General features: G+C 36.6%; 12 protein-coding genes. 2 read left to right on the forward strand and 10 right to left on the reverse strand.

Annotation, left to right across the window (positions count from 1 at the left end):
- Window positions 1–14: 14 nt before the first annotated feature.
- The gene (gene pfkA / locus BCR23_RS00450; protein WP_069633539.1) at window positions 15–977 is read right to left on the reverse strand and encodes a 6-phosphofructokinase; all 963 of its coding nucleotides are present in this window, start codon (window positions 975–977) and stop codon (window positions 15–17) included.
- A gap of 170 nt (window positions 978–1,147) precedes the next feature.
- The gene (gene dnaE, locus BCR23_RS00455) at window positions 1,148–4,480 is read right to left on the reverse strand and encodes a DNA polymerase III subunit alpha (protein ID WP_069633540.1); all 3,333 of its coding nucleotides are present in this window, start codon (window positions 4,478–4,480) and stop codon (window positions 1,148–1,150) included.
- Between the two features lie 167 nt (window positions 4,481–4,647).
- Here dnaE and BCR23_RS00460 point away from each other — a divergent pair, with 167 nt between their 5' ends.
- Window positions 4,648–4,836: a YjzD family protein gene (locus BCR23_RS00460; protein ID WP_069633541.1), complete on the forward strand. Its 189-nt coding sequence runs from the start codon at window positions 4,648–4,650 to the stop codon at window positions 4,834–4,836.
- Window positions 4,837–4,935: 99 nt separating this feature from the next.
- On the opposite strand, the gene BCR23_RS00465 is transcribed toward BCR23_RS00460, so the two are convergent.
- The 4 genes from BCR23_RS00465 to BCR23_RS00480 form a co-directional block, all read right to left on the reverse strand.
- Complete coding sequence (locus BCR23_RS00465) at window positions 4,936–6,132, reverse strand: multidrug efflux MFS transporter (RefSeq protein ID WP_069633542.1); 1,197 nt, start codon at window positions 6,130–6,132, stop codon at window positions 4,936–4,938.
- A gap of 182 nt (window positions 6,133–6,314) precedes the next feature.
- A complete protein-coding gene (locus tag BCR23_RS00470; protein WP_069633543.1) occupies window positions 6,315–7,721 on the reverse strand; it encodes an NCS2 family permease in 1,407 nt (468 codons plus the stop codon).
- Between the two features lie 345 nt (window positions 7,722–8,066).
- Entirely contained in the window at window positions 8,067–10,358 is a 2,292-nt protein-coding gene (locus BCR23_RS00475; RefSeq protein WP_069633544.1) for a bifunctional metallophosphatase/5'-nucleotidase, read from the reverse strand.
- A gap of 70 nt (window positions 10,359–10,428) precedes the next feature.
- On the reverse strand, window positions 10,429–11,034 hold the full coding sequence (locus tag BCR23_RS00480) for a DUF1361 domain-containing protein (RefSeq protein ID WP_069633980.1): 606 nt from the start codon (window positions 11,032–11,034) through the stop codon (window positions 10,429–10,431).
- 182 nt (window positions 11,035–11,216) lie between these two features.
- On the opposite strand from BCR23_RS00480, the gene BCR23_RS00485 reads away from it, so the two are divergent.
- Entirely contained in the window at window positions 11,217–12,029 is an 813-nt protein-coding gene (locus BCR23_RS00485) for a Cof-type HAD-IIB family hydrolase (protein WP_083241851.1), read from the forward strand.
- Window positions 12,030–12,113: 84 nt separating this feature from the next.
- On the opposite strand, the gene BCR23_RS00490 is transcribed toward BCR23_RS00485, so the two are convergent.
- The 4 genes from BCR23_RS00490 to purN all read right to left on the reverse strand — a co-directional run bounded on the left by BCR23_RS00490 (window position 12,114) and on the right by purN (window position 16,202).
- On the reverse strand, window positions 12,114–12,608 hold the full coding sequence (locus BCR23_RS00490) for a type II toxin-antitoxin system Phd/YefM family antitoxin (protein ID WP_069633546.1): 495 nt from the start codon (window positions 12,606–12,608) through the stop codon (window positions 12,114–12,116).
- Window positions 12,609–12,795: 187 nt separating this feature from the next.
- On the reverse strand, window positions 12,796–14,067 hold the full coding sequence (purD, locus tag BCR23_RS00495) for a phosphoribosylamine--glycine ligase (protein WP_069633547.1): 1,272 nt from the start codon (window positions 14,065–14,067) through the stop codon (window positions 12,796–12,798).
- Window positions 14,068–14,079: 12 nt separating this feature from the next.
- Complete coding sequence (purH, locus tag BCR23_RS00500) at window positions 14,080–15,621, reverse strand: bifunctional phosphoribosylaminoimidazolecarboxamide formyltransferase/IMP cyclohydrolase (protein WP_069633548.1); 1,542 nt, start codon at window positions 15,619–15,621, stop codon at window positions 14,080–14,082.
- Window positions 15,618–16,202 (reverse strand): phosphoribosylglycinamide formyltransferase, encoded by a 585-nt coding sequence (gene purN, locus BCR23_RS00505; protein ID WP_069633549.1) that lies wholly within the window; start codon window positions 16,200–16,202, stop codon window positions 15,618–15,620. The genes purH and purN overlap by 4 nt, the downstream gene beginning before the upstream one ends.
- Between the last annotated feature and the right edge of the window lies 1 nt (window position 16,203).

A 16,203-nucleotide genomic window follows, 5' to 3' on the forward strand; every position in this document is an offset into this window, starting at 1 on the left:
TATACAGCTTATTTTTAAAAAGAAATCTCTTGATTTAAATCATAAAGTGATAAATCCGGTTTATGTTTGTGGTTTTCCAATGTATCAACGATATCTGCTGAAACAACTTCGTTATCAAGCATACCGATACATTGACCACCTTTTCCGGCTTTTAATAATTCAACCGCATATGAACCGAATTTACTTGCTAAAACGCGATCCCGAGCACTTGGTGAGCCACCACGAACAACGTGTCCTAAAATAGATACGCGTGTATGGAAATCGCCATGTTGAGAGAGCATATCAGCAAATTCATTTCCGCCCATAACGCCTTCTGCTAAGATGATCAAGCAATGTTTTTTCCCGCGGTCACGACCTTCTCTAATGCGTTGTGCAACATTGTTCATATCAAAGTCGTGTTCTGGAATGATGATTTCATCTGCACCACCGGCCACACCTGACCAAAGAGCGATATCACCTGCACCACGTCCCATTACTTCAATAACGAATGTACGTACATGTGAAGTTGCTGTATCACGAATACGGTCAATTGATTCTAAAACTGTATTGATCGCAGTATCAAAACCAATCGTAAAATCCGTTCCCGGAATATCATTATCGATCGTCCCAGGAATACCTACAGCTGGAAATCCGCGTTTTGTCAAAGCCATTGCACCATGATAAGAACCGTCACCGCCGATAACGACTAAGCCTTCAATACCGAATTTTTTCAATTGTTCGATACCTTTTAGTTGTCCTTCTTCTGTTGCAAATTCAGGGTAACGTGCAGAATATAAAAATGTTCCCCCACGTTGGATTTTATCGCCAACATCAGCAATATCCAGACGACGAATATCTCCTGCCACCAAACCTGCAAAACCGTAGTTGATTCCATAAACTTCGATTCCGTCAAAAATCCCTTTACGTACTACTGCACGAATTGCAGCGTTCATTCCTGGGGCGTCTCCCCCACTGGTTAAAATACCGATACGTTTCATTCGTTCTTTCACCTCATATAATATACTTTTAAGCTGTAACGAGTTTTGTCACAGTTATTTATTACTCAAAAATATTACGTCACTCATTTTACCATTAATAGTGCAAAATGTCTTGATTTAAGAAGAAAAAAATGAAAAAGATGAAAACAACTAGTATTTTTTACCGTAAATCATTTGAAAACAACATTTTCAATCCCTAAAATTGTTTCCAACTGTTCTTTTGCAGCGACTGTGTCAGCCAACCAATTTTCTTCACCCAGAACTAACTTCTTTCCATTTTTTTCAAAGTACATAATCACTGGTGTATTGCCTTTGTATTGTTTAATCACCTCATGAACACTTTGCAAAATGTCTTTTTGATCTTTCTCTTCAACAATTCTTAAGTAACACGTTGTTGCACTAATATTCTTTTCGATGTCACTGGCTTTTTCAATTTGGTTTACTAGTAATTGCAGTTCTTGATTGTAATTACTTTTTTCGATTTTACCTTCTACATAGTATACCTGATTTTTTTCAACGTTTTGACGAAGCGTTCTGAAAACAGCTGGAAAGAGAGTCAAAGATAATGAACCGGTTAAATCATCACCTTCTACAAAAGCCATTTGTTCTCCTTTTTTTGTGCGGATTACTCGTATATCTTTCACATAAATTAATAATCTCCCAGGTTGATTTTCCACCACATCACTAATTAGCATCACTTGTTTAGCCAGACGTGTTTTTTTAAACTCTTCTGTTGGATGACCAGACAGATAGACACCTAAATATTGTTCTTCTTGTTCTAATTTTTCTTCTAAAGTGTAGTCAGCAACTTCTACTTCTTTAAGCTTCAATGTATCTTCTAAAAGATTCATGCTACCACCGCTGTAAATGATATTTTGAATTTCACTATCCAGACTGACCGCTAACTGTCGACGATTTCCTTGTAATTCATCAAAAGCACCTATTGCAATTAGAGGTTGAATATTTTCAGCTTTCAGCCACTTGCGATCAATACGTAATAAAAATTGATCAAATGTTTGAAATGCGCCCCGTTCTTTACGTTCATCCAGAATATTTTGTATAAAATCTCGACGAATTCCTTTTAACGAACTAAAACCAAACACGATCTGACCATGATTATTTAGATGAAAACTATATTGGCTAGTGTTAATTGATGGTTGTAAAATAACCATTTTGTTTTTACGAGCTTCACCGATATATTCTTTAATTTTATTTGGATTATGTCTGACCGAATGCAGAATTGCCACGTAAAACGCACCAGGAAAGTGTACTTTTAAATACGCCATTTGAAATCCGATAAATGAATAGGCAAATGCATGTGACCGGTTAAAGCCATAATTAGCAAACCGTTCGATATAATCATAGATCTTCGTTGCGACATCTTCGTTGTGGCCTTGTTTCATCGCACCATCAACAAAGTGTCTTCTTTCTTCATCCAACACCTCTTTTTTCTTTTTACTAACTGCACGTCGCAAAATATCGGCTTGTCCCAAACTGAACCCTGCCATTTTAGAAGCAACTTGGATGATTTGCTCTTGGTACACAATGATGCCATACGTATTTTTTAATATCGGTTCTAAGATCGGATCTGGATAATCAATTGCTTCTTGTCCTTTTTTTCTACGGATAAACAAGTCAATATTCTGCATCGGACCTGGTCGATAAAGTGCGTTAACAGCCGCAATATCTTCAATACTTGTCGGTCCAAGCTTTCTTAATACATTTCTGATCCCAGCTGATTCAAATTGGAAAACACCACTTGTTTCCCCTTTTCTAAACAACGCTAAGGTCTTTTCATCGTCTAATGGAATTTGGTTTAACACGATCTCTTTTTTATAGACACGTTTGATAGATTTAATGGTATCATCAATGATCGATAAATTTCTCAAACCTAAAAAATCCATTTTTAATAGTCCGATTTTTTCAACATCATTCATTGTGAACTGAGTAAGGAAAATGTCATTTGAACCAGGCTGCAACGGAACCAACTCTAAGAGATCCATGTCACTGATCACTACTCCTGCAGCATGTGTCGAAACGTGTCGTGGAAGTCCTTCTAAACGAACTGCTGTATCATATAACAAACGGTTGCTATCAGAAGAATTCACCAATTCAACTAGATTTTTAGAATCAGAATAGGCTGTTTCTAGTGTCATTTTCAAGGCGCTGGGAACTGCATTTGACCATCGGTTCGACTCACTTTGAGAAAGTCCAAAAACTCTTGCAACATCTCTTAGAACCATTTTTGCCGCCATTGTTCCAAAGGTAGCGATTTGAGCCATATGATAGTGTCCGTATTTTTCTCGAACATATTGCAACACTTCTTCTCGGCGATTATCCGGAATGTCTAAATCTATATCAGGCATCGAATGTCTTTCAGGATTTAAGAAACGTTCAAAAAGCAAATCATACTTGATTGGATCAACATCAGTGATGGATAAAACATACGAAACTAAAGATCCAGCTGCAGATCCACGTCCAGCTCCTGTAACAATTTTTCGCTCATGAGCAAAAGCCATCACATCCCAAACGATCAAAAAATAATCATCAAATCCCATTGTGTGAATAATACTCAGCTCTTTTGCTAAACGTTTTTCATACTCAGATGAAGGGTTATTTATTCGTTCAGGCAATTTCTGCAAGCATAATTCTTCTAAGTACTCTCCTGCTTGTTTCCCTTCTGGAATCGGATAATGAGGAAGTAATTTTTGATGCAAAGGAATTTCTAAGGAACATGAATCAGCAAGAAGTTCTGCATGTTGAATTGCTTGTTCACCAATTTTTTCACGTAGTTGCGCTACAGCTTCGGATTGATTTCTCAGATAAAACGGACCATCCACTTCGGTATCTCCAGCGTTTAAAGTCATTTGTTGCCCTTCGTTAATGTGAGCTAGTACCCTTACTGCAAAACCGTCTTCTCGATTTAAGTAACGCGTTTCTTGCAAAGCAATTAATCGTTGCATCTTTTCTTCGTAAAATTGGAATAGCTTAGGTTCAGTCTCCTGGTTACAAGTAAAAGAAGCTCCTATAAAAAAAGAATCTTTATCAAAAAACTGCATTAATTGAGCTAAACTTTCTGCAGCTTCCTGCTCATCTCTTTTCAAGGCAAAAGCGACTTCTCCTTTATCAGATGGCATTACAGCGAATAGATGCTTCAAATAATCTTTGATTCCCTCTAAGTAAAAAAACTTTTCACTATTCGTCTTTGCCGTGGAGATACGCATTAAGTTTTTATAGCCTTCTAGATCTTTTGCATATAACAACAATTGGGCAGATTGTTCGGATTTTTGAGGTGTATATTCTAAAGTCAAACCGATAATTGGTTTGATTTTTTCTTTCTTACATGCTTCGAAAAATTCGACCGCTCCATGTAATACATTGATATCCGTTATAGCTAAGGTCGTATAGCCTAATTTTTTTGCTTGCTCTACTAATTCTTGAATACGAATGGTACTTGAAAGTAATGAGTAGGAAGTTATTGTATACAATTGTGGAAAGGGCATAAGACATCTCCTTTTATATACGGTTGGAACAGAAGTGATTATTACCTATGTAAGTTACTTCTAATTCAACCGTTTCTTGTGAGTATTTCAAATAAAAAATGTACCTTTGAATTTCTTTACATTTAAAAAAATTGTGCTAAACTAAAGCTAGAAAAGAGGTGCAATCCATGCGTTACATTCTTGTATTGTTGTGGTCTTTTTTACTAGGACAAGTTGTCGGCTACATCGGCGGTGCCTTAAATGGTGGTACTTATGATTTTATGTTAACAACAATTATATCATTGATCACTGGTGTGATTATCATATTGATTGGTCAATTCGCAGTGCCAAAAAAAGAAAACACACGTGTCCAATAGCTCAAAGAACTAATTCAGTTGTTAAATTGTGTAAATTACCAGTATAAAAAAACCAGTTACTACAAACATTGTAACTGGTTTTTTTATGTTTTCAACTGTTTACAGTCTTTTATTTAAAATTTTGCGAAAATTAAACAAAGAAAGACAAATATTTGCTAAAACAAAACATGCCGTTACAATAAACACTGCACTATATCCCATGCCATGCGCAACAGTAGAACCAACCATCGGACCCAAAACTTGGCCAAAGTTACTACACATTTGGTTATAACTATAAATCCGACTTACACCTTCAGATGGTGTGAGTTTACTAATCAAGGTATTGATTGAAGGCATCAGTGCACCTGTAGAAAAACCTAAAAAGAAGCGCAATAAGCCTAATTGAAATGGAGTCGTAACGAAAGCCATAGGTATATAACAAATTATTGAGAATATCAATCCAGCTAACAGCACTTTATGATTTCCTATCTTATCCCCAAGTTTCCCTAAAATCGGTGAAGAAATTACCGCTGATACTCCTGCCACAGAAACAATCAATCCACTAATAAACAAAATATTTCCAGTATCGTGACTCAATGATCGAATATACAGCGTTAAAATCGGACTAATACTCGTAACACCGATTTGTAAAATCAAGGTTGTTATAAACAAACCAATTAAGATTGACACATGATTCATTTTCGAGAAAATTTCTTTCGTACTTAGTAAGTCTTTTTTCTCAACTGGCTGGAAATCTTCCTTAACCGTGAAAATCGTCAACAAAGTAGTAACTAATAGTACAAATCCAGTTATAATAAACACATTTTCCATACCAAACCACTGAGCCAAGGCTCCACCAAACGATGGACCAATCAACGTTCCTGCAATCGCTCCTGTTGAAAGAGTACCTAAAGCCCAACCACTTTTTTCTTTAGGTGCTTGTGATGCAATCATAGCTGTAGCGTTAGGAATATAGCCAGAAAGAATGCCATTAAAAAAGCGCATAATCAATAACCAATATACGTTTGGAACAAAAGCCAAGGACCCCATTGTGATAGTCATTCCAGCTGCCGCTCGAATCATCATTAGTTTACGTCCTTTTCTATCAGCTAAATTTCCCCAAACAGGCGCTACAATTGCTGCAGCAAATGCTGTGACAGATATTGCAAGTCCTGAAAAAAGCTCAATTTGATTCTTCGGCGTCCCTAACTGCTCAACATAAACAGGAATAAACGGCATAACTAAACTAATACTAGCTCCAGTGAAAAAACAACCTAGCCAAGCAACCATTAAATTTTTTTTCCAATTAATTTTCATTTTAACGAACACCTCACCAGTTCTTCATCACTAACTATACTCCAAATTTCCTAATCTCTCAAAAATTTTTTCTGTGAATAAACTAAAAAGAGACTAAGACATAACTCTGCGAGTTACATCTTAATCTCATAAAATCTAGATAAATCAGTAAAGTTAGAATAAATCTTTCCAAAAATCCCAACTTATAAAATGGCTAAAATAATAAAGTTCAAAATAAATAATGCATTAACAATCCATAGAATTGGGGAAACTTCATTAAATTTACCTTTCGCTACTTTAACAATCGCATAAAAAATGAATCCTACTGCAATTCCGTATGAAATACTGTAACATAGCCCCATAAAGATTGATGCAAAAAACGCTGGAACTGCCTCTTCCAAATCATTCCACTGAATATCTTTAAATGAAGCCAACATCATTATACCTACTAAGATTAATGCTGGTGCAGTTGCTTGTGCTGGAACAACTGCAATTAGTGGTGAAAATAAACTGCTTAATGCAAATAATCCTGCAACAACAACTGAAGTTAAACCAGTACGTCCACCAGCACCAATTCCTGCTGCACTTTCAACATAAGTCGTTGTATTTGATGTCCCTACAACGGCTCCAATAGACGTTGCAATCGCGTCTGCAAACAACGCTTTGTCCATTTTCGTAGAAAAACCTTTGCTATCTTCCAAAGCTAATTCATCTTCCTTAGAAAAAATTCCAGTCCGACGTCCTGTTCCAATAAATGTACCAATCGTATCAAACGTATCGGACAAACTAAAAGCAATAACCGTCATCAACACTTGAGGAATTTTTGATGCATCACTAAACAATGTTTGCATGCCGTCTGGGCCAAAAGCAGCACCAAAAGTCGTTCCTAATTCACTAAGAGAATTTCCTAAAGAATTTGTTTGCCAATCGATCGTTGACAAATCAACTACGCCCATGGGAATTGCAATAATTGTCGTTGTTACGATACCAATTAGAATCGCTCCACGAACATTTAAAATAACAAGAATTGTCATTAAAACTAAACCTATAATTGCTAATATAATTTCAGGGTTGTTGAAATTTCCTAACGCTGGAACAATGCTATCTCCATTAACAACACCTTTCGTTGGTTCTTTTTGTACAGTAAAATCCAATAGTTTGGCATTTTTAATACCCACGTAAGCTACAAAAATTCCAATACCGCCGCCAATCGCATGCTGCATACTTTCTGGAATTGCTTTGATAATCAATTTGCGAATTTTAGTTACTGTAATCAAGACATTGATCAATCCACAAATAAAAACCATCGCTAACGCCTGCTGCCATGTATATCCTAAACCAAAAACAACAGTAAAAGTGAAAAACGCATTCAATCCCATTCCAGGAGCCTGCGCATATGGAACATTTGCAAAAAGTCCCATAATCAATGTACCAATTATTGAAGCAATAATTGTTGCTAAAAATACAGCTTGAAACGGCATTCCTGTTTGAGATAAAATAGATGGATTTACAAATAAAATATAACTCATTGCAAAAAATGTCGTTACCCCTGCCATCATTTCAGTTGAAACCGTCGTTTTGTTTTCCTTTAATTTGAAAAACTTTTCCATGAATTTGTTTCTCTCCTCTGTACTATAAAATTTTATCAGGATTATTTATCAAATTGAATCAAAATAATAAGTGCATGTTCCTATTTCCTGATGAATACTTTTAAAGTATAAGTTAGAGTATTCTCCTTTTCAACAAATTATTAACTTTAAAGATGCATTTTCTTTTTAATGTTCGTGTTTTTCTGGTTTAACTTAAAAAAATCTCTAACTCACGCTTCGGACATTACTTTTTGTATTCTTTCTCTCCTGTTGATCATGGAAATTGATTAGTTTATCTGTTCAAAAAATAGCCTTACAATTACAAGCACTGCTGCTGCAATTGTAAGGCTTCATACCTATATCTTTTTAAATATTTCTTTTTAAATACACTATAAAACTTATACTAATAGATACCAAACCTATAACTACCGATACATCCATTTGCTCCTCACCTGTTTTCGGCAATTCTTTCCCGGCAATTGTTTCTGGAAGCTCCTTCGTGTTTGTCGGATCTATAATCACTTCTTTTTTCGCTAAAATTTCTATTGGAAAGACAACTTTATTTTTTTCTTCATCCAACACTACGGCAGTTAATTTTCTTTTTCCTTGAAGCTTCAATGAAGTCACATTGATTTTAATACGCCCTTCAGAGTCAGCATGCCCTACTAGATCTCCTTCTGGAAGTTCTGCTGTTCTAGCTTTAGGTTGCGGGATTTCCCCATCGTAAAGAACGATGGTCGCATTTGGTAAAGTAACTCCTCTCAATAGTTCATCATCTTCATACAGAGGATCAAAAATAGTCGCTTTTTTTATTTTTGCTTCGGCATCGTTCGCTTCTGGAAATTCAGGATCTATTATTGGCTCAGCTAACTTTTTACGACCTTCTATTGATGCCGAAATTAACTCTCCTGCAGCTTCTTTGCTTTCAATATACCCGATAAACGTCTCTGTATCTGGTTGAATTGCATTTACTAATTTTGCTCCAGTGAAACCAGAAAAACCATCCCCTCCACCAAATAAGAAGTCATTGATTACTACAAGATATGTCTGATCCGCCTGAATTGGTGTGCCATCTGTTTTATGCATTTCTCGGACTTCGAAAGGTTGATTTTGGTCTCCAGTTGCTACATACGTGTAAGCTAAACCAGAAATTTGTAAAAAGTAGCGTCCTTCTTCGTCATACTGCTCATTTAAAACCTGATGAATTTGTGCTCCAGTCATTTCGACTACTTGCATGATATTACCAAAAGGTTGAACTGCTTGAGCTGCACCCCATGTAATCTCATTATTTTCTCCAACCGCTAAGTCAGCACGAATTCCACCATTATTAGTCATGGCAAAATCAGCATTGATTCCCTGAGCTTTTGCCATAGCAACTTGGCCATCAGTAATTAGATTTCCGAGAGGCGATTCTTTTGACTCATTCACTTCTCGAGTGATCGCTCCGCTATCTTTAGCCGTTCCAATTTTCTTATTTGTGACTGCCTCTACCCGTTGTTGTGCATCTTTTACAGTTGCTTCAACTTTTTCATCCAGCTTTGGTACGTCTTTTCCTGTTGGGTCAACCGGCAAGACTTTTGCTGTTGGTGTATCTACAAAATCATTAGTATTCGGGTCAAGAACTCCCTGTAAATCAATATAGCCTTTTCCTTGCGATGTAGACTGAACAACTCGTGTTTTATTGACCACACCATTCGTATATTGGTGATTATGCGCTGCGAAAAATGCATCTACGCTATTTTCAGGATATAGCTCATTGACTTTGTTGATAACACTAGCTGCTTCACCATTGACTTTATTTGCTTTACTAGTTGCTGGAATATGAGCTAAAACAACAATCGCATTCACTTCCTGTTCCTTCAACTTGCTGGAATAATAGGCAATCGTTTCTGCTTCGTCCAAAAAATCATAAGCTTCATAATGTTCTTTTAATACTAGATTGGGAATTTCAGCTGTAACCACACCAATAAAGCCAACTTTAACTTTATTAGTCCCTGTTCCTATTTCTTTGATTGTGTAAGGCTTCCAATTAAATGGAATCTCCTCAGTTCCCTTTTTAACAACATTTCCAATTACAATTTCAGTTTTCGATGCTTCTCTTGGATAATTTTTTAAAATACCATAAGGATCCTCTAAAGGTGTTCCGCCAATCATAATCCGATTAAATTCTTCAAGACCTTCATCAAACTCGTGATTCCCTAATGTTCCTATAGAAAAATTCATCTGATTCAATATTTTAATTGTAGGTTCATCTTGAAGTAACCCTGAACTTGCCGGGCTTGCTCCAACCATGTCACCTGCATGTACACGTATCGTTTGAGCATTCTGGTTAGCTATTGCAAACCGTTCCTGTGCCTGATCCAAATAACCCGCAAGCAATGGAGCTGTTCCAACGTTTGCTACTTTATTTCCTTGGTCGTCAAAGAATGAGCCTGTGGTATTCAATGCACCGTGAAAATCATTGATTCCTAAAATCTGAAATGGAATCATCTTATCCTGTGATTGTTCTTGTGTTGTTTTTTGTTGAATTGATGTATTTTTAATTTCTATTCCATTAACCGTTTGTCCGTTAACAATCGGATGATTCAAAAGAACTGTTCCGCTAAGTCCCCCAATAGCGAATAACATAGTCAATAAAGAACGTTGCCACTTTTTCATCTTCATAAAACTCCTCTTCATTTATTTACAAACACACTTACCAACAGAGTAACAATTTATTAACACACTGTCAATCCAACCATTCTTCCTTCTTCGTCCAAGACAATTTCATTATACCAACTATAGTAAGTAATAAAACCAGTTGCAATCCTGTAAACAACAAAATAAATAAGACTTTGTCTACAGACCAATTCAGAAAAATGGTTTTTAACGTTTCAACAGGTTCAGTAAATAAATACACACTATGTAAACGATCAAAACGCCCGACAAAAATGGCTAGACTTGATAGTAGATTGACGATTAAAAAAAAGAACACTCCCTGCTGCTTTTTACTAAAAACACCTCTGCGATAACATTCATTAAGAGCAGTAAGTAATGTTGTCATTCCTAAAAAAGCATATACACAAATCCCTGCTGTCAACAAACTGAATGAAAGCCAAGCAGACAACGACTGGCCGAACAACTGATCCATTCCCCGATAGATGGATAAATTCTCTAAATGAAAAAAATCCGTCAATAAATATGGCGCATTAGGATAAAATAATAACCAAAGCATTCCTAGTATCAGGGCTATTTTTCTGTTTACTTCTCTGAAATGAAAGCTAATCTCGATGGGAATATATGCTAAAAAGACATTCAACGCCATAAAATGATACCTATCAGCAAAAAACACCATGCAAATACAATAAATCAATGTTGCTATTCGGATTGTCCAACGATAGATAAGATTCAACCTTCTCTCCCCTCCTTTTATTCAGTGTATCATAAACTAATTTTTTTCAAAAATTTTCTTGAAAACTTGTCATTCTACTATTTTATGCTAGACTAAATGAAGGAAATCTTCTGGGAGGAATGACTTTGAAAAAATTAATCGCAATAGATCTTGATGGTACAACGCTGAACGCACAGTCATTAATTAGTGGAACAACTGAAAAAACGCTAAAAAAAGCTATAAAAAACGGTCACTATGTTAGTATCGTTACTGGTCGTCCTTACCGTATGAGCGGACAATTCTATCGTCAATTAGGTTTGGCCACTCCTATGGTTAACTTTAACGGCGCACTCGTTCACATGCCTGAAAAACAGTGGGCTGATGAAAAAGAAACAGGCATTCAAAGAGATTTAGTTTTTGATATTTTAGCGCAAAAGAAAGCATTAAATCTTGATTTTGTCGCTGCAGAAAATAAAGAAACTTTTTTCATCGACAGTTTAGAGTACTTCGATTCAACATTTTTCGCCTCCGAAGCAACACCTAGTAATCTGTTGACTGCCAAAAACTTGATTGCAGATCCAACTTCAATGATGGTCAGAACTTCACAAAATCAAGCAAAACAAGTGTCCGATTCTTTAATGAAGCAATATGGGGACTATGTAGACGTCAGAACATGGGGCGGGCCAACACCGATTTTAGAAATCGTCTCAAAAGGGATACAAAAAGCGAAAGGCGTAGAACAAGTAGCTAATTACCTAAATGTGAAACGCTCTGATATCATTGCATTCGGTGATGAACACAATGATGAAGAAATGCTAGATTACGTTGGCTGGGGTGTAGCAATGAAAAATGCGACAGAACAGATCAAATCTGTTGCCAACGATATCACTGAAAAGACCAATGATGAAGATGGTTTAGCAGATTATCTAGAACGCTATTTGGATTTAAATGAGCAGTAACTCCAAGCTATCTTACTATAAAGAAAAAATGACTGAAGCGAAGCCTGCGGCTTTTCGTTCCAGTCATTTTTATTTTATAATTGACTACTCTACTCTAAGATGGATTTTTTTCAAAATTAGTTTATCTGATAATTGTGATTGATTGCTTTGTTCCCCGATCACTTCAGCAAAAATATTCGTTCGATCTTCTTTTTTCTGAAGTTGGTATTCTATTTTTCCCGTTTCATTTAACTCATTCATCATTTCATTGTAATTGTCTGATTCAATTTTTTTAGTGATAAACCCTAAAGACACCAATTGTTCATCTAAATTTTTTGCGGACATTAACGAACCAAAAGAAAGAGTTTGGCGAATCGCTTGATTTAATTGCTCTGTCTTCCTATCTTGCCCCTGATCTAACGATTTTTTCTTTATCAGAGCTTCATATTGTTCAACCGTCAGCATCACACCAGCAATTTTTTTTCTATTATAAATGTAGACTCCCGAGTTTGATTTTTTTGCTGCTTCAAAAATCGACATAGGAGATTGCTTTACATCTGTTATTGAAACTGATAGATTTTGTTCTGCTTTATTTTTCATTGGTCAACTTCCCTTCACAGATGATTATATCATACAGAATAGTGCTGTGAAGGGATTTTTTTGGGATTGTCTCTTTGTTTTACTTAATTATTCCAAGACAAAAAAAGGATAAGACAAAAGCGTTTTTTACTTTTGTCTTATCCTCCTCGCTTTTATTTCTGTATCAATCCAACATACTAGTTATCTTTTACTTTTCATTCATCCCTTTAGAACCAATATCTTTACGGAAAAAAGTTCCTTGTGTATCCACCGAATTCAATACAGCATAAACAGCTTGTTGCGCTTCTTTTAACGTTTTAGCGCTAGCTTCAACAAGATACACACGCCCACCATCAGAAACCAGTCGCCCTTTTTCCTCTGTTACTCCAGCATAGTAAATGTGTTCTTTGTCCACGGTGGAAAATACAGGAATAAGACTCCCTTTTTGATAGGCTTCTGGATATCCCTTTGCTGCAACAACAACACCTACACTATAGCCATCTTGCTTCCATTTTATTTCTGGTTGTTCCCCTTTAAGCAAGTCATCTATAACCTGTGCAAAATCACTCTCTAAGCGTTGCAGTACAACTTGTGTTTCAGGATCACCAAATCGCGCATTGAATTCAATTACTTTAGGACCCTCTTCTGTTGCTATCAACCCAGCATATAAAATCCCTGTAAAAGCTCTACCTTCTGCCATCATGCCGCTAGCTGTGGGTTTTAGAATCGTTTCAATAGCTTCTTTAACAATATCATTAGGAATTTGCGGAACAGGAGCATAGGCACCCATACCACCTGTATTAGGTCCTAAGTCATTATCGTACGCTCGTTTATGGTCTTGAGCGATAACCATTGGGTAAACTTCTTGATTACGAACAAAAGCTAACAAAGAAAATTCTTCTCCAACAAGAAACTCTTCAATGACCACTTTTGTACCACTTGTACCAAACTTATTGTTTTCCAACATATCTTTTAAAGCATTGTTCGCTTCTTCCACTGTCTCGGCAACAACTACCCCTTTTCCAGCTGCTAGTCCGTCCGCTTTAATAACAATAGGCGCCCCTTGTTTAAGCACATAAGCTTTTGCTTGGTCAATATCAAAAAATGTTTGATGGTCTGCTGTTGGTATTTTATACTTATTCATGATGTTCTTAGCAAAATCTTTAGAGCCTTCAATAAGCGCTGCCGCTTTCATCGGACCAAAAGCTAACAATCCAGCTCTAGTAAAATCATCAACGATCCCATTCAATAATGGTACTTCTGGTCCAACAAATGTCCAATCAACTTGATTTTTCTTGGCAAAGTTGATCAAACCAAGATGATCGTCTTCAGAAATGTTTACTAATTTAATTCCATCTTCTTTCATTCCATCGTTCCCTTTGGCACAAAAAACTGTTTCTACTTTAGGACTTTGAATCAACTTTTGACTAATCACGTGTTCTCTGCCGCCGCTTCCAATAACTAAAATAGTTAGTCCCATCAATTTCTCCTTTTAATGTCTAAAGTGTCTAATCTCAGTGAAGACCATGGCAATATCATACTTGTCTGCCATTTCGATTGATTCCTGATCTTTAATACTCCCACCTGGTTGAACAATTGCTTTGACGCCACATTTTCCGGCATACTCCACACTGTCACCCATCGGAAAAAAAGCATCACTAGCTAAAACTGCATCATTAATCATGGTGCCGGCTTGATCAATTGCAATTTGTACAGATCCAACGCGATTCATTTGCCCTGCACCAATTCCCAAGGTACGATGACTATTTGCTACTACGATACCATTACTTTTCACATGTTTCACCGCTTTCCATGCAAATTCTAATGCTGTTAATTCATCAACAGTGGGCTGTCTCTTGGTAACGACTTGCCAATTTTCAGCTGCTTCTTCAACAAGATCTTGATTTTGGATCAATAATCCACCTAAAACAGAGACCTTTTCATCTTTGATTGCTTGATTTTTATTAGAAAAGTCCAAGGTCATCAAACGAAGATTTTTTTTACTGCTCAAAATTTCAAAACCTTCTTTTGAAAAACTCGGAGCAATGATAATTTCTAGAAATAATTTATGCATTTTCTCAGCGATTTGTGCATTGACTTCACGATTTAAGACAATGATTCCACCAAAAATAGAAACTGGATCTGCTGTATACGCATAGTGATAGGCCTCATCGATTGTTTCACCAATACCGATTCCACAGGGATTCATATGTTTCACCGCAACCACTGCCGGCTGTTCAAATTCTCTTGAAATTCGAATTGCTGCATCCGCATCTTTGATGTTGTTGTAAGACAATTCTTTACCATGAAGCTGCTTAGCACTAGCAATCGAGAAAGAAACAGGAAGCGCATCTTGATAAAAAGCAGCTTGTTGATGGCTGTTTTCTCCATATCGCAATGTTTGTTTTAAATCATACGTAAGAGTTAATGATTCAGGTTCTTTTTCATCCACTAAATCTGTCAAATACTCAGCAATCAAAGCATCATAAGCAGCTGTATGTCTAAAAACTTTTGCAGCTAATTGCTGTCTTGTTACAAAGGTCGTTTCACCAGCTTCACGAAGTTCAACTAACACTCGTTCATAATCTTTAGGATCAACAACCGCTGTTACAAATGCATGATTTTTGGCTGCGCTTCTAAGCATACTCGGTCCACCAATATCAATGTTTTCAATTGCTTCTGCAGCAGTGACACCATCTTTCAGGATGGTTTCTTTAAATGGATAGAGGTTTACACAAACAAAATCGATGGGCTGAATACCATGAGATTCCATCGCTTTTATGTGTGCACTTAGATCGCGGCGTCCTAACAAACCACCGTGAATTTTTGGATGTAGAGTTTTGACCCGACCGTCCATCATCTCTGGAAAACCAGTCACCTCTTCGATTGAAACTGTTGGAATTCCCGCTTCTTCAAGAACAGCTTTTGTACCACCAGTAGAAATAATTTCTATCCCTTGTTCAACTAATCCTTTAGCAAAAGTAACAACCCCTGTTTTATCCGATACACTAATCAACGCTCTTTTTTTCGTCATGAATGGCTCTCTCCCTGTTGAGTTTTTATAAGATTTGCTAAAACATTTGGATACAGTTTATGCTCTAAATCATGAATTTTTTCTTCCAAAGAATCAAGGGTGTCATTGCTTTCAATCGCCACTCTTTCTTGTGCTATGATCGGCCCAGTATCAACTCCATCATCGACGTAATGAATGGTAACTCCTGTTTCAGAAACATTCCCTTCAAAAGCATCCTTGATTCCATTTAACCCTGGGAAATTCGGTAACAATGCTGGATGAATATTGATGATTCGACCTGAAAACACCTCTAATAAGGTTGGACCAATAATTCTCATGTAACCTGCTAAAACCACTAAATCAACTTGTTCTTCTTCAAGTAAATGAAGAATTTCTCCTTCATACATTGATTTCGATTCAAAATCCTTCGGTGAAAAAGAAATGACTGGGATCAACATCGTTTTGGCTCGTTGGATCACGTAGGCTTCTTTTTGATCACAAAATAACAAAGCTATTTGGGCATCAATCATTCCATTTCCTACTGCTTCAGCGATTGCTTGGAAGTTGCTTCCGTTTCCTGAGGCAAATATTGCTAGTTTCATT

This window comes from Enterococcus quebecensis, from assembly GCF_001730365.1.
Lineage (GTDB): Bacteria > Bacillota > Bacilli > Lactobacillales > Enterococcaceae > Enterococcus_L > Enterococcus_L quebecensis.

Excerpts from the sequence above, each read along its gene's own strand:
- BCR23_RS00490 (WP_069633546.1), bottom strand. The coding sequence starts at position 12,608 with ATGAAAAATAAAGCAGAACAAAATCTATCAGTTTCAATAACAGATGTA.
- BCR23_RS00470 (WP_069633543.1), bottom strand. The coding sequence starts at position 7,721 with ATGGAAAAGTTTTTCAAATTAAAGGAAAACAAAACGACGGTTTCAACT.
- purN (WP_069633549.1), bottom strand. The coding sequence starts at position 16,202 with ATGAAACTAGCAATATTTGCCTCAGGAAACGGAAGCAACTTCCAAGCA.
- BCR23_RS00460 (WP_069633541.1), top strand. The coding sequence starts at position 4,648 with ATGCGTTACATTCTTGTATTGTTGTGGTCTTTTTTACTAGGACAAGTT.
- pfkA (WP_069633539.1), bottom strand. The coding sequence starts at position 977 with ATGAAACGTATCGGTATTTTAACCAGTGGGGGAGACGCCCCAGGAATG.
- dnaE (WP_069633540.1), bottom strand. The coding sequence starts at position 4,480 with ATGCCCTTTCCACAATTGTATACAATAACTTCCTACTCATTACTTTCA.
- purH (WP_069633548.1), bottom strand. The coding sequence starts at position 15,621 with ATGACGAAAAAAAGAGCGTTGATTAGTGTATCGGATAAAACAGGGGTT.
- BCR23_RS00480 (WP_069633980.1), bottom strand. The coding sequence starts at position 11,034 with ATGGTGTTTTTTGCTGATAGGTATCATTTTATGGCGTTGAATGTCTTT.
- BCR23_RS00475 (WP_069633544.1), bottom strand. The coding sequence starts at position 10,358 with ATGAAAAAGTGGCAACGTTCTTTATTGACTATGTTATTCGCTATTGGG.
- purD (WP_069633547.1), bottom strand. The coding sequence starts at position 14,067 with ATGGGACTAACTATTTTAGTTATTGGAAGCGGCGGCAGAGAACACGTG.
- BCR23_RS00465 (WP_069633542.1), bottom strand. The coding sequence starts at position 6,132 with ATGAAAATTAATTGGAAAAAAAATTTAATGGTTGCTTGGCTAGGTTGT.